Source organism: Bacillus sp. JUb11 (genome assembly GCF_024807925.1).
Classification (GTDB): Bacteria; Bacillota; Bacilli; order Bacillales; family Bacillaceae; genus Bacillus; species Bacillus altitudinis.
In genome coordinates this window covers 85,875-97,854 of sequence record NZ_JANUEZ010000004.1, presented here as the reverse complement: position 1 = coordinate 97,854, position 11,980 = coordinate 85,875, and the positions used below count along the sequence as shown (strand labels likewise).

The following is an 11,980-nucleotide window of genomic DNA, read 5'->3' as shown; positions in this document are numbered from 1 at the left end:
TCTATGCCTTTGCCTGCTCTAAAGCCTGAGCAACAGCTGTTTCAAAATCCTGTGTACTTAATGTTGCACCGCTCACCGTATCTACATCAGCACTTTGTCTGATGACCACTTCATTGGGTAATGAGGAAATGGAGCTTTGTCCGTATCTAGTGTTATCACTCGTAATCTCGACAGAAGTGATATTTCCTTGTTTGATGGTAACAGATACACTAATAGAGCCAATCTCATTTGATCCAGTACCAGAGAAAGTACCATCCTTGAGTTCAGTTTCTGAAGTGGTATCTTCTGTTTGAGTGGCGGTAGTATCTGATGTGAGAGATGTATGATTAGAAGCGTCTGTTTGTGTATTTGATTGTGCTGTCTGAACGGCTTGCGCATGATGGGTAGTTGCATAACCAGTGATGTATAAGCTGCTGATAGCTGCGGTGCAAAGACTAATCATTTTCTTATTTATTTTTGCCATGATGTATCCTACCTCCTATTACGATCTACTATATAGAAGAAATTTGAACAAACCATGAACAAGAAAAGAACGATTTTAGATAATAGGCAATAAGAATCAAGATATTGCACGTTATCGTTTATCATTTATTTTTGACTGTGGTTCATTTATCAGGTAGGATGAAATGAATCTAAACCTTGCTCACGCAATCAAAAAGGAGTGTTTCGTCCATGAAAAAGAAAATATTGATGTTCTTACCTTGTGGCTACGGATACTCCACTGCTGTTTTCTTTTAGGATAGACAAAAATTGGTGAAGTCTGTCTACAGGAAGAAAAACACGCAGAAAAATCATAGTGAGTGAGGGATTTACATGGAGAAAATCACGAGAAAAAATCCAGAAAGTATGCCTAAACCCGTTGGCAACTACAGTCATATCACAAGGGTGCCAAAGGGTGCGGGGTTATTTGTGACATCAGGTCAAGTAGGGACAGGAGCGGATGGACAGATCCCATCAAGCTTAAACGACCAAGTCACCAATACGTTTGAAAATATAAAGAGAATCCTTGCATCAGAAGGGTTGAATGAAGAACACGTCATCAAAGTCAATATTTGGGCAACAGAAGAAATTGATTGGGATCATCTATATCCACAGTGGAATGCAATCTTCAAAACGGCATATCCATCAATGACCGTTGCCTATGTGACTGCATTAGGGTGGCCAGAGCTGAAAATCGAAATAGAGCTATGGTGTGCCGATATTTAATCAAAAAAAGAACAGTGCAAACTGTTCTTTTTTTTGATGAGTATTTATGAAACAGCTTGGAATCGCTTTGTAATGAATGCACCGAGAAATGCACAGACTGTGTAGACGATGACCCAAATGAGAAAAGATTCATTTCCACCAATAGAGGTGAACATCAGAATCACACTCGCAACCAGCACAATCAAGGTAGGAAACCAAATGTTCTTTAAAAACAATGTGCCGAAAATACCAATCAGCACAGAGATCATAGGGAAACCAAATACAACGAATAAGACAAAAACAGCCATGTTAATTACTCCTTTGAACCAAATTAACTATTTACATAAAAACATATAACAGTGCTGCACCCATATGCGGAAGGGCAAAGATGATGAAAAGAAAAGCCGTATCAAGACGAAACATCCGGTGTTCTTTTGTTTCAGAGTGATAGGCCGCTCGTGCCTCTTCCCCGTTGGTCCATGCACCCATAAGAAATCCAGATGCAACGAACGCAATAATAGAGATTCCACCACTGACGAATCCAATCCATTCATGGTGCTGTAATATGAGCGCCGCACTGCAAATCAACAGCATGGAGCAAACACCAGCAAAAAAAGCATGTTTCTTTCTCATTATGCTTCACTCCTTCAGACAGCTATTAGGAGACCGCATCACATATTTCAATGAAATGTCCATCAGGATCAGACACATAACTGACCGTTTGTCCCCACGGCTTCTTGGCAGGTTCCTTGATGACAGGTACTCCTTTTTCCTTCAAGGATGCAATTGTTTCATTCACATCATCCACAACAAAGCCAATCTCAAACGTTTGTGACGAGCTAACTGCCTCTGGAACAGGCAGACCAAGTGACTCTTTCACATCTTGGCGTGAATTAATTGATAAGGTCACTTCTCCTGTATCAAACTCAACATAGGATTCAACTCTCAATTTAATCGGGAAACCGAGGATATGATGGTAGAACTGAATACTTGCTTCAACATCGTTTACATATAGAATGGTATATTTCATTTTCATGTGGAAAGCTCCTCTCTTCATATACGTGTCAAAACCGGAAAGGTTTCCCACTAATTTTACCACATAGGCAATAAGATTCATTTAATTCCAAAAAAAACAATATTCCTATCTCAATCGTCTTGAAAAACAAAATGTGGTGACATATGATAAAAATGTAAAATGAGAAAAAATAGGGGGGAACTTACATGTTGAAAAAAATCATGGTGGCTGTCATATCTTTCGGTCTTTTACTTAGCTTTACACAAGTTGACACTCACACAGCGGATGCAAAGACAGTCAAGTACAAAAACTGCAAAGCACTCAACAAAGTGTATAAAGGCGGCGTGGCAAAAAGCAAAAATACGAAAAACAAAGGTGGAAAAACGAAGTACAAGCCTTATGTATCAAAAGCACTCTACTTAAAAAATAAACACCTTGACCGTGATAAAGACGGCATCGCATGTGAACGTTAAGAAGAAGAAAAAAGACCTGTCACAAGGTCTTTTTTCTTTGGGATCAAACTCGTCCCTTTGTGCCATCTTCATCTTTATATTAAAATAAAGATAGATTCAAAAAATGATACAAAGTGGGGTACTCAATTTGTCAACACAAGCTGATAAGAAAGACATCCGATTGATTGCCATTGATATGGATGGCACGCTGTTAAACAGTGAACACGTCATTCCTGAGGAAAATAAACAAGCCATTAAAGAAGCAGAAGCCAAAGGGGTCCATGTGGTGATTAGCACAGGACGTACGCTGATGACATGCCGAGAGCTGGTCGAGCCGCTGAAACTCTCTTCTTATCTTGTCACAGCGAACGGAAGTGAAATTTGGGATTCAAACTTCCAGTTGATCGAACGGGAACTGCTGCATCCCGATCACGTTCAGATGATGTGGGATCTAAAAAACAGATACGAAACCGATTACTGGGCATCTACTGTGGATAAGGTGTGGAGAGGAGAATTCCCAGAACGCATTCATGACCACGAATGGTTGAAATTTGGTTTTGATATTTATGACGATGCTGTTCGTGAGGAAGTCCTCCATACATTGAAAACAAATGGACAGCTAGAAATCACGAATTCCAGTCCAACCAATATCGAAGTCAATGCAGCAGGCATTAACAAAGCGGCAGCTCTTGCGAAAGTAGCAGAACGCATTGGCTGCACAATGGACAACGTCATGTCACTTGGCGACAGTCTGAATGATATGGCGATGATTCAAGAAGCCGGATTAGGGATTGCAATGGGCAATGCACAAGAAGTTGTGAAAGAAGCCGCTGATTGGATTACGGCTCCTAATACAGAGTACGGGGTAGCAAAAGCCATCCAGCATTGGGTGCTGTCTAAATAAGCGAGTAGAAAAAGTGAGAGGACATGACCTCTCACTTTTTTTGTTTTCTCCTAGTTCTATTGTTATATTTTCTGACAATTTCATGTGCAGTCTATTCAAAGTTGGTATAATCAATATAAATTCGAATATTCGGACTTTCTATTCCGCAATTCGGAACGACAAGGAGGGGTCCTATGTATCAAGTGGATATTAACTGTGATTTGGGAGAAAGTTTTGGTCAATACACCATCGGTTCAGATGAACAAATTCTTGAATATGTTACCTCAGCCAATATTGCATGCGGTTTTCATGCGGGAGATCCAACTGTGATGAGAAAGACGGTGAAAATGGCACTGGATAAAGGGGTCCAAATTGGTGCACATCCAGGTCTGCAAGATTTAGTCGGTTTTGGCAGACGTCCAATCGCGATCTCAGCAGAGGAAGCCTATGATCTTGTGATCTATCAAATTGGTGCACTATCAGCTTTTCTGAAAGCAGAAGGCGGCATGATGCAGCACGTCAAACCACATGGCGCCCTTTACAACATGGCGGCTAAAAATACTGAATTATCTGAATCAATTGCGAAGGCTGTGTATGATATTGATCCTAACCTTGTGTTATTTGCGCTGTCAGGCAGTGAACTTGCGTCAGCAGGGGAAAGAATCGGTCTTCAAGTGGCACATGAAGTTTTTTCTGATCGGACGTATCAACCAGACGGAACACTGACATCCCGCCGTGAACCTCATGCACTCATTGAAGAGGATGAAAGGGCGGTTCAGCAGGTCATCCGTATGGTAAGAGAGGGAAAAGTGCAGACAGTGCAAGGGGAAGATGTTCAGCTCAAAGCAGATACGGTGTGCATCCACGGGGATGGCAGTCACGCGCTTCAATTTGCAAAAACCATTACAGCGAAGCTAAAAGAAGCCACTATTCAACTCAAGGCCTTTCGATAAATCGTCATCAAAGGGGGAAACAGCATGAAAAGAGAGAAAGCCAAACAGATGAAAGCTCCAAAAGGGAACCGTTCTATGCTGATGGGCGCAGCCTTTTTAATGGCAACGTCCGCCATTGGACCGGGATTTTTAACACAAACAACGGTGTTCACACAGCAGCTCGCAGCTAGCTTTGGGTTTGTCATTTTGATTTCCATTTTGCTAGACATTTTTGCGCAAACAAATGTATGGCGTATCATTGCCGTCTCGGAAAAAAGAGGACAGGACATTGCCAATATGGTTCTGCCGGGGCTCGGATATGTGTTAGCCTGTTTGATTGTCATTGGGGGTCTTGCCTTTAATATTGGAAATATCGCTGGTGCGGGTCTCGGTTTTCAGGTCATATTCGGCGTCGATCCCCGCATAGGGGCTGGGGTCAGTGCAGTCATTGCCATTCTCATTTTTGTCATCAAAGAGGCAGGAAAAGCGATGGACCGATTCACACAAATCGCTGGTTTTGTCATGATTGGTCTGATGCTGTATGTGGCTATTTCCACAGCACCGCCAGTTGGAGAAGCGGTCATGAGAACTTTCGTGCCAGAGAAAATTGACATGTTATCCATTGTCACACTTGTCGGCGGGACAGTTGGTGGCTATATCGTTTTTGCTGGTGGTCATCGTCTGCTGGATGCTGGCATTAAGGGGAAGGAAGCATTGCCGCAAGTGACGAAAAGTTCCATTTTCGGTATTTTGATCACATCCGTAATGCGTGTGGCTTTATTTTTAGCCGTTCTAGGAGTTGTCTCAAAAGGCTTACAGATTGATCCGTCGAACCCGCCTGCGTCTGTTTTTCAATTAGCATCTGGAAATGTTGGATATAAAATGTTCGGGATTATTATGTGGGCTGCTGCCATTACCTCAGTCATTGGAGCAGCATACACCTCCGTTTCCTTCTTTAAAACCTTCTCACCAAAAATCGAGAAAAATCAACGAGGCATTATCGTTGGATTCATTGCGCTCTCGACCATTTGTTTTATAACGATTGGAAGACCTGTGAACATATTGATTTTGGTTGGGGCCATCAATGCATTGATCTTGCCGCTTGCACTCGGAACATTGCTGATTGCTGCCTATAAAAAAGAAATTGTCGGTGATTATCGCCATCCATTCTTTTTGACCGCAACAGGTGCGTTTGTTGTTGTCATCATGGCAATCATGGGCGGATATACCATCATGAATGAAATTCCAAAACTATGGAGCTGATCACATGAAAGCATATCAAACCTATAAGCCGTCACAAATAAGGGAATTGATTCGTAAGCAGAAGATCACAGGACCAACGGCTGGCTTTGCTGAGGGATTTGCGCAAGCCAACTTAATGATCGTCAAAAAAGAGCTGGCCTTCGATTTTCTTTTATTTTGTCAACGGAATCCGGCTTCGTGTCCTTTGCTTGATGTGCTCGATCCAGGTGATCCAGTGCCAAGGCGTTCAGCACCTGATGCGGATATTCGAACGGATTTCCCTAAATACCGTGTTTACAAAAAAGGGGTTCTTCAAGAAGAGATAACAGATATTGCTTCCTATTGGGAGGATGATATGGTGGGCTTTCTCATCGGATGCAGCTTTACGTTTGAGCATGCACTCATGCTGAATGACATTCCTGTCCGCCATATTGAAAATGGACATAATGTCCCAATGTATCAAACGAACATTTCATGTGAAAGGGCAGGTGTATTCCATGGTCCGATGGTTGTCAGCATGAGGCCGATCCCAGCACATCAAGTCACAAGAAGTGTTCAGGTGACGTCTAGATTCCCATCGGTACATGGCGGTCCTATCCATATAGGTGATCCAGCTGTGATTGGCATTGAACATGTAGATCAACCAGACTTTGGAGAGCCATCTGTGATCAAAAAAGGGGAAGTTCCGGTGTTTTGGGCATGTGGTGTGACGCCGCAAGCCATCGTCATGCACACTAAGCCAGACATTGCGATCACCCATGCACCCGGTCATATGTTTATCACAGATGTAAGAGATCAAAAGCTCGGTGTCCTGTAGAAAGAGAGGTGTCATAAGAGTGGCATTTTCAACGATAAAAGATACGATCACGTTCCACCCGCTAGGAGACGCAGCCATTGTCATCCAAGCCGGGACTGACATAAGTGAAGACATTCATGAGCGTGTGAAGCAGCTGTTTTCGTGTATTGAACAGCATCCATTTGAAGGATATGTGGAAGCTGTTCAAGCTTTTACAAACGTGACCGTCTTTTATGAGCCCTATAAGGTGTATCAATCTGCTCAGCTTAAGCAACGTGCGATCTCTCCGTATGAATGGGTCAAAGACTATATTGAAAACCTCCTTGAAGACAACTGGCAGGAGGGGAATCAGGCAAAGCGCCGGATCGTCGACATTCCTGTATGTTATGGAGGAGAGCTCGGTCCTGACTTAGAAGAAGTCGCCCGTATCAATGATTTAACGCCTGAAGAAGTTGTACGCATTCACACCTCCGGGACGTATCTTGTCTATATGATTGGGTTTGCTCCTGGGTTCCCGTTTTTAGGCGGACTTTCTGAAAAAATTGCAGCTCCGCGCAGACAAACACCAAGAATGTCGATTCCAAAAGGATCTGTGGGTATTGCGGGGAAGCAGACAGGGGTTTATCCGATATCTACACCCGGAGGCTGGCAGCTCATTGGACAAACCCCTTTGTCCTTATTTCGGCCGAATGCTGAGAGACCTAGTCTACTAAAGGCAGGGGACGAGGTTCGATTTGTTCAACTGTCTGAAAAGGAATTTTTCAGCATGAAGGAGGAAGATCGTTGAGTATGCATGTCATCAAGCCAGGAATGTTCACCACCATTCAAGATAAAGGGAGAATAGGCTATCAGAAGTACGGTGTGTTAACGAGCGGCAGCATGGACCCGCTCTCACTCCGAATCGCCAACATCCTCACCGGGAATCAAGAAAACGAAGCGGTGCTGGAAATCACTTTAATGGGGCCCGGCCCAGTGTTGACATGTCAGAAGGATCAGCTGATCGCCGTGACCGGTGCTGATGTGGAGATTGAGATTGACCGGGAACAAGCGCCTCTATGGAAACCACTCTTCATTCGAGCAGGAAGCACGATCACCTTTGGCCCTTGTAAGAGGGGATGCCGCTCCTACCTCGCTGTAGCCGGTGGATTTGATGTTGAGCCGGTGATGAAAAGTAAAAGTACGTACGTCAGAGCGAAGATAGGCGGAATAGAAGGGCGTCCGCTAGAAAAAGGAGACGTCCTGCCAATTGGAGAACCGTCACCACTGGCGGAGCGCCTCGTTCACATGTTAAAAAGCAAAGGGGAACGTGCGCCAGACTGGACAGTCAATCATGCGCATTTTTTGCCTCTCGGGAAATCACCAGTCATTCGGGTGCTTGCAGGCAGACATTTATCTCATTTTCAGGAAGAATCGCAGCAAGCTTTTTTCGAGCGGTCTTATCAGGTCACTCCCCAATCTGATCGTATGGGATGCAGATTGAAAGGGGAACCGATTCGTTTAAAGCAAAAACTTGAATTGATTTCAGAAGCGGTTGCTTTTGGCTCTATTCAAATTCCTCCTGACGGCCAGCCGATTATTCTGCTCGCAGATCGTCAAACGACAGGTGGATATCCCCGTATTGGTGAGGTGGCTACAGTCGATTTGCCGCTCATTGCGCAGGCGATGCCTGGAGCGAATCTCACGTTTCAACAAATTGGCCGCCAAGAAGCAGAGCAAGCCTTATTCACACAAGAAGCAGAGATGAAGGACCTGACGGCAAGATTAAAACTCGAAGCATTTTCGTTTTAGAAAAGGTGAGAAACATGCAGAACACAAATAAAACTGTTGTGAAATCAATGGAGATATTACGGCTTTTTATCACACACGAACAATTAACGTTAAATGACATGATTGAGCTCTCGAGCATGCCCAAAACATCTGTACACCGAATGGCCAACTCGTTAGCCGATATGGGGTTATTAGAAAAGCATCCTTCAGGTGTTTACCGATTAGGATTGATGTTCCTTGAATACGGTCAGCTTGTCGCAGACCGCCTTGATATCCGTAGAATTGCAAGGCCCTTTATGGAAAACTTGCGTGATGAGGTAGGTGAGGCTGTTCAGCTCATTATTCGTGAAGGAGATGAAGCCATTTATGTGGAGAAAATGGAAGGAACGCAGCCCGTCCGGCTCTATACCGCTGTCGGAAGAAGATCCCCATTATATGCGGGAGCTTGTGCGAGAAGTATTCTTTCCTTTTTGCCAGAGGAAGAGAGACTTGCCTATATTGATTCGGTAGAGCTCGGGAAAATCGGGATCGGAACCATTACCGATAAAGATGTCCTGCGAAACATGATCGAAGAATCAAACAGGCGTGGATATACGTTAAGCTATTCAGAGCTTGAAAACTATACTGCGGCTATTGGAGCGCCCATTTTCAATCATCATGGAGAAGTGGCAGCAGGCATTAGTATTGCGGGGTTTGAGGCCGGCTATCAAAAGGAACGGCTTCCTTATTTAATTGAGCAGGTCAAAAAAGCGGCCAGCGGCATTTCAAAAGAATTAGGTTTTGCAACTGAACAAATAAAAAGCCAATGACCGTTAAGATCATTGGCTTTTTGCGTGTTCATGATTAGAAAGTTTTACCTAAAGCTTTTGCACGTTCGATCGCATCTGCTTTAATTTGTTCTGCTTTTGCAGGCTCAGCATTGTGACCTTCAACAATAAGACCTTCGAAAGAAGGAATACCGAAGAAGTTTGCAATTGTTCCAAGGTAACGGTGACCTGCTTCAAGTTCAGCAGCAGGACCTTCAGTGTAGTATCCGCCACGTGCTTGGATGTGTAGCGCTTTTTTGTCTGTTAGTAATCCAACAGGACCTTGCTCAGTGTATTTGAATGTTTTACCAGCTACAGCAACAGAGTCGATGTATGCTTTAAGAACTGGTGGGAATGAGAAGTTCCAAAGTGGTGAAACAAATACGTATTTGTCAGCAGAAACGAATTGATCGCTTAATTCGTTTAGGCGAGCAACTTTCGCTTGCTCTTCAGCTGAAAGTGTATCGAAGCCAGCACCAGATTGAAGCTTGCCCCATCCAGCGAATACATCTGCATCAATGTGAGGAATGTTTTCTTTGTACAAATCGATATGTACAACCTCGTCACTTGGATTTGCTTCCTTATAAGATTCGATAAATGCTTTAGCAGTAGCCATACTGTAAGAAACTGTTTCATCATGCGGATGTGCAGTGATGTATAAAACTTTTGCCATGTTCATTCAATCCTTCCTGTTTCAATGATTTTTTTAGTGTATCCCAAAGATACACTGAATATGTGGCATCTTTAATCATATTGGAATGCTATGAAAAAGATGTAACAAGCACAGTTACATAAAAACTGATATTTTCATTGTAATCACTATATAGTTTGAAGTCAAGGTATAAAGTCTTGAAATCAAGATAAAAAGTTTGTAAATTTTTCTGAAACGCTTCAAGTCCGCGATTTAAGCAAAAAAACCCTACTCCCATTGAACAAAAAATGGATCGATATCGCAAGTAAAGTGTTTGTAAATGCGCTCATCCTGCGTTTTTGAAAAAAAGGTGGATGCCTTTAAGCCATCTGCTACAAGCATTTGCTCTTCTTTTTCGTATATATAAGAGAAGGCAGGAGAGAGTGAGGGATAAGAGTGGGACGATCCTATGTTGCGATTGGAGATTCCTTAACGGTTGGGGTGGGGGCACGTTTATTTGGCGGCGGTTTTACGGAGCGATATGCGGCGAAGCTTGAAAAGAAGCTGCATATACCGGTGAAACTGTCCGTATTTGCGAAATCAGGGTTAACAACGGAAGAAATCTTGCAGCTTTTTCAGCGGTCTGATGTAAGACGGGCGATTGCTCATGCTGACATCATCACCATCACAGGCTGCGGGAATGATCTTGTTCAAGCTGTTCTGCAGTATGAAAAAGGTGAAGATGAAAAGACACTGCTGCAAGCGTCTATGCATTGTCAGGTGAATTTCAGCAAAATGGTTCAAGAAATCGCCCTGATAAAAAGAGGGCAGCATCAACCATACTGCGTATATTTATTGAATTTATATAATCCTTTTCCTGAGATTCCGATCGCCGAGAGATGGCTGAAGCAATACAACCATCACCTTCGCCAGCTTGCTACGAATCCACATGTAGAAGTGGTGGATATTTACGGTGTATTTGAAGGTCATCAAAGCGCATACTTATCGATTGATCAATTTCATCCAAACCACAGAGGATATGAAGCAATGGCAGAAGCGCTGTTTCAAAAATCCACTAAGCAACTGTGATTCCGCGGGATTACAGTTTTTTTCATTCTTTTAAATGAAGGGCTGTTTCGATATGATAAAAGAAACTAAGACAAAAGAGGTGGATGCATGCAGGAGATGAGTGCGTATTTTCATGAATTGAAAGGAACAGCTTATGAGGTAGGAAAGCAGCAGGCTATTTGGCTGAAGGAACGCCCTTTGCTTAAGAAACAATACATTCAATCAGAACCGTTATCAAAAGAGGCTGTGAAGGAAATAAAGCAGCTGATTCGACCGTTTCTTCCTCAGTTAGAAGAAGAGCTCTCGGGATTTTGTGATGAAATGCAAATAGATGAAAGCGATTTGACCTTTTTCTATTCTTCGCATCTTCAGCCAGGCTGTTCCCATTGTGTGATGCAGGGGAATGAGGCTGCCAATCAACAGACGGTGATGCTTCGCAACTATGATTTTTCTCCGCTGTTTGATGATATGCGTCTTGTATCTACGCATGTGAAGGGCTCAGCAGTCCATACAGGCTCATCATTAATCTTATTTGGTCGATCGGATGGGATGAATGAGCATGGTCTATCGGTAACATTTTCTGCATGCGGTCCGCCTGTTGGCAACGAACCAGGCTTAAAGCCGCCTGCTGTTGCTGGCTTGCAAGTATATCATGTCATTCGTGCTGTGCTAGAGTCCTGTAAAACGGTGGAGGATGCCGTCCGTTTGGTACAGGAAATGCCCGTCGCGTCTAATGTTCACCTCATGCTTGCTGACCGGAAGGGAGAGGCGGCTGTGATTGAAATGATAGATGGGCAAAAAAAGGTGAGAAGGCCGGAGCGTGGATTTATTGCGGCTACGAACCATCCGCTCGCTGATTACACGGCAAAAGGGTTGACGAAACATCATTCTGTTGTCAGGTACGACATGTTAATTCAAGCTTTAGAAGAACAGCCGTCAAGCGAGTCTCTTACGGAACTATTTCAGACAGAATACCCTGCTGGTCTGACTGTGCACAATTATGAAGAGCTGTTTGGGACGATGCGAACCGTCATGTTTCGGCCGGAGGAAGGGACGATGGAGTATTGCTTTGGCTCTCCCGTCTATAATCCTACCTATTCATTAAAGGTCGGGGGCACACTGCCATTTCATGAACAAACGATTCAATTTCATCAAAAGGATTATGGACCTTCCTTTTGGAGAAACGTGTGAGTCTTTCATTTT

At 43.5% G+C, this 11,980-nt stretch carries 16 protein-coding genes; 11 read left to right on the top strand and 5 right to left on the bottom strand.

The genetic code is table 11. The features are described 5' to 3' along the window. Position 1: 1 nt before the first annotated feature. Positions 2–463: an FMN-binding protein gene (locus M2369_RS08945; RefSeq protein WP_096881014.1), complete on the bottom strand. Its 462-nt coding sequence runs from the start codon at positions 461–463 to the stop codon at positions 2–4. A 350-nt stretch (positions 464–813) separates the two neighbouring features. Between M2369_RS08945 and M2369_RS08940 the strand changes: the two genes are divergently transcribed. Then, positions 814–1,206: a RidA family protein gene (locus M2369_RS08940; protein WP_056408095.1), complete on the top strand. Its 393-nt coding sequence runs from the start codon at positions 814–816 to the stop codon at positions 1,204–1,206. Between the two features lie 44 nt (positions 1,207–1,250). On the opposite strand, the gene M2369_RS08935 is transcribed toward M2369_RS08940, so the two are convergent. From M2369_RS08935 to M2369_RS08925, 3 genes are read right to left on the bottom strand one after another with little or no spacing between them, the layout of a single operon-like run. Continuing rightward, positions 1,251–1,493, bottom strand: a complete 243-nt coding sequence (locus M2369_RS08935; RefSeq protein WP_056408094.1) for a DUF2651 family protein — start codon at positions 1,491–1,493, stop codon at positions 1,251–1,253. A 31-nt stretch (positions 1,494–1,524) separates the two neighbouring features. Continuing rightward, complete coding sequence (locus tag M2369_RS08930; protein WP_017358499.1) at positions 1,525–1,818, bottom strand: DUF5316 family protein; 294 nt, start codon at positions 1,816–1,818, stop codon at positions 1,525–1,527. A 25-nt stretch (positions 1,819–1,843) separates the two neighbouring features. Then, positions 1,844–2,221 (bottom strand): VOC family protein, encoded by a 378-nt coding sequence (locus M2369_RS08925; protein ID WP_058336799.1) that lies wholly within the window; start codon positions 2,219–2,221, stop codon positions 1,844–1,846. A 200-nt stretch (positions 2,222–2,421) separates the two neighbouring features. Between M2369_RS08925 and M2369_RS08920 the strand changes: the two genes are divergently transcribed. The 8 genes from M2369_RS08920 to M2369_RS08885 all read left to right on the top strand — a co-directional run bounded on the left by M2369_RS08920 (position 2,422) and on the right by M2369_RS08885 (position 9,081). Beyond that, complete coding sequence (locus tag M2369_RS08920; RefSeq protein ID WP_370539175.1) at positions 2,422–2,673, top strand: excalibur calcium-binding domain-containing protein; 252 nt, start codon at positions 2,422–2,424, stop codon at positions 2,671–2,673. A gap of 103 nt (positions 2,674–2,776) precedes the next feature. Continuing rightward, positions 2,777–3,556 (top strand): Cof-type HAD-IIB family hydrolase, encoded by a 780-nt coding sequence (locus tag M2369_RS08915; RefSeq protein WP_396126108.1) that lies wholly within the window; start codon positions 2,777–2,779, stop codon positions 3,554–3,556. A gap of 173 nt (positions 3,557–3,729) precedes the next feature. Next, complete coding sequence (locus M2369_RS08910; RefSeq protein WP_039166171.1) at positions 3,730–4,488, top strand: LamB/YcsF family protein; 759 nt, start codon at positions 3,730–3,732, stop codon at positions 4,486–4,488. 24 nt (positions 4,489–4,512) lie between these two features. After that, a complete protein-coding gene (locus M2369_RS08905; RefSeq protein ID WP_007498097.1) occupies positions 4,513–5,730 on the top strand; it encodes an NRAMP family divalent metal transporter in 1,218 nt (405 codons plus the stop codon). A gap of 4 nt (positions 5,731–5,734) precedes the next feature. Further along, a complete protein-coding gene (locus M2369_RS08900) occupies positions 5,735–6,526 on the top strand; it encodes a putative hydro-lyase (protein WP_259254007.1) in 792 nt (263 codons plus the stop codon). Between the two features lie 19 nt (positions 6,527–6,545). Then, complete coding sequence (gene pxpB / locus M2369_RS08895) at positions 6,546–7,292, top strand: 5-oxoprolinase subunit PxpB (protein WP_024720220.1); 747 nt, start codon at positions 6,546–6,548, stop codon at positions 7,290–7,292. Beyond that, a complete protein-coding gene (locus M2369_RS08890; RefSeq protein WP_310503972.1) occupies positions 7,289–8,293 on the top strand; it encodes a 5-oxoprolinase subunit C family protein in 1,005 nt (334 codons plus the stop codon). The genes pxpB and M2369_RS08890 overlap by 4 nt, the downstream gene beginning before the upstream one ends. 14 nt (positions 8,294–8,307) lie before the next feature. Then, positions 8,308–9,081 (top strand): IclR family transcriptional regulator, encoded by a 774-nt coding sequence (locus M2369_RS08885; protein ID WP_047946144.1) that lies wholly within the window; start codon positions 8,308–8,310, stop codon positions 9,079–9,081. Positions 9,082–9,115: 34 nt separating this feature from the next. Here M2369_RS08885 and M2369_RS08880 read toward each other — a convergent pair whose 3' ends face one another. Then, positions 9,116–9,751 carry an FMN-dependent NADH-azoreductase gene (locus tag M2369_RS08880; RefSeq protein WP_024720223.1) on the bottom strand — a complete coding sequence of 212 codons (636 nt, stop codon included), beginning with the start codon at positions 9,749–9,751 and terminating at the stop codon, positions 9,116–9,118. Positions 9,752–10,165: 414 nt separating this feature from the next. Here M2369_RS08880 and M2369_RS08875 point away from each other — a divergent pair, with 414 nt between their 5' ends. Beyond that, positions 10,166–10,798, top strand: a complete 633-nt coding sequence (locus M2369_RS08875) for a GDSL-type esterase/lipase family protein (RefSeq protein ID WP_144679580.1) — start codon at positions 10,166–10,168, stop codon at positions 10,796–10,798. Between the two features lie 87 nt (positions 10,799–10,885). Continuing rightward, positions 10,886–11,968: a C45 family autoproteolytic acyltransferase/hydrolase gene (locus M2369_RS08870; protein WP_144679578.1), complete on the top strand. Its 1,083-nt coding sequence runs from the start codon at positions 10,886–10,888 to the stop codon at positions 11,966–11,968. Positions 11,969–11,980 lie beyond the last annotated feature (12 nt).

Coding starts and splice junctions, on each gene's coding strand:
- M2369_RS08945 (WP_096881014.1), bottom strand. CDS start 463: ATGGCAAAAATAAATAAGAAAATGATTAGTCTTTGCACCGCAGCTATC.
- M2369_RS08940 (WP_056408095.1), top strand. CDS start 814: ATGGAGAAAATCACGAGAAAAAATCCAGAAAGTATGCCTAAACCCGTT.
- M2369_RS08935 (WP_056408094.1), bottom strand. CDS start 1,493: ATGGCTGTTTTTGTCTTATTCGTTGTATTTGGTTTCCCTATGATCTCT.
- M2369_RS08930 (WP_017358499.1), bottom strand. CDS start 1,818: ATGAGAAAGAAACATGCTTTTTTTGCTGGTGTTTGCTCCATGCTGTTG.
- M2369_RS08925 (WP_058336799.1), bottom strand. CDS start 2,221: ATGAAAATGAAATATACCATTCTATATGTAAACGATGTTGAAGCAAGT.
- M2369_RS08920 (WP_370539175.1), top strand. CDS start 2,422: ATGGTGGCTGTCATATCTTTCGGTCTTTTACTTAGCTTTACACAAGTT.
- M2369_RS08915 (WP_396126108.1), top strand. CDS start 2,777: ATGATACAAAGTGGGGTACTCAATTTGTCAACACAAGCTGATAAGAAA.
- M2369_RS08910 (WP_039166171.1), top strand. CDS start 3,730: ATGTATCAAGTGGATATTAACTGTGATTTGGGAGAAAGTTTTGGTCAA.
- M2369_RS08905 (WP_007498097.1), top strand. CDS start 4,513: ATGAAAAGAGAGAAAGCCAAACAGATGAAAGCTCCAAAAGGGAACCGT.
- M2369_RS08900 (WP_259254007.1), top strand. CDS start 5,735: ATGAAAGCATATCAAACCTATAAGCCGTCACAAATAAGGGAATTGATT.
- M2369_RS08885 (WP_047946144.1), top strand. CDS start 8,308: ATGCAGAACACAAATAAAACTGTTGTGAAATCAATGGAGATATTACGG.
- M2369_RS08880 (WP_024720223.1), bottom strand. CDS start 9,751: ATGGCAAAAGTTTTATACATCACTGCACATCCGCATGATGAAACAGTT.
- M2369_RS08870 (WP_144679578.1), top strand. CDS start 10,886: ATGCAGGAGATGAGTGCGTATTTTCATGAATTGAAAGGAACAGCTTAT.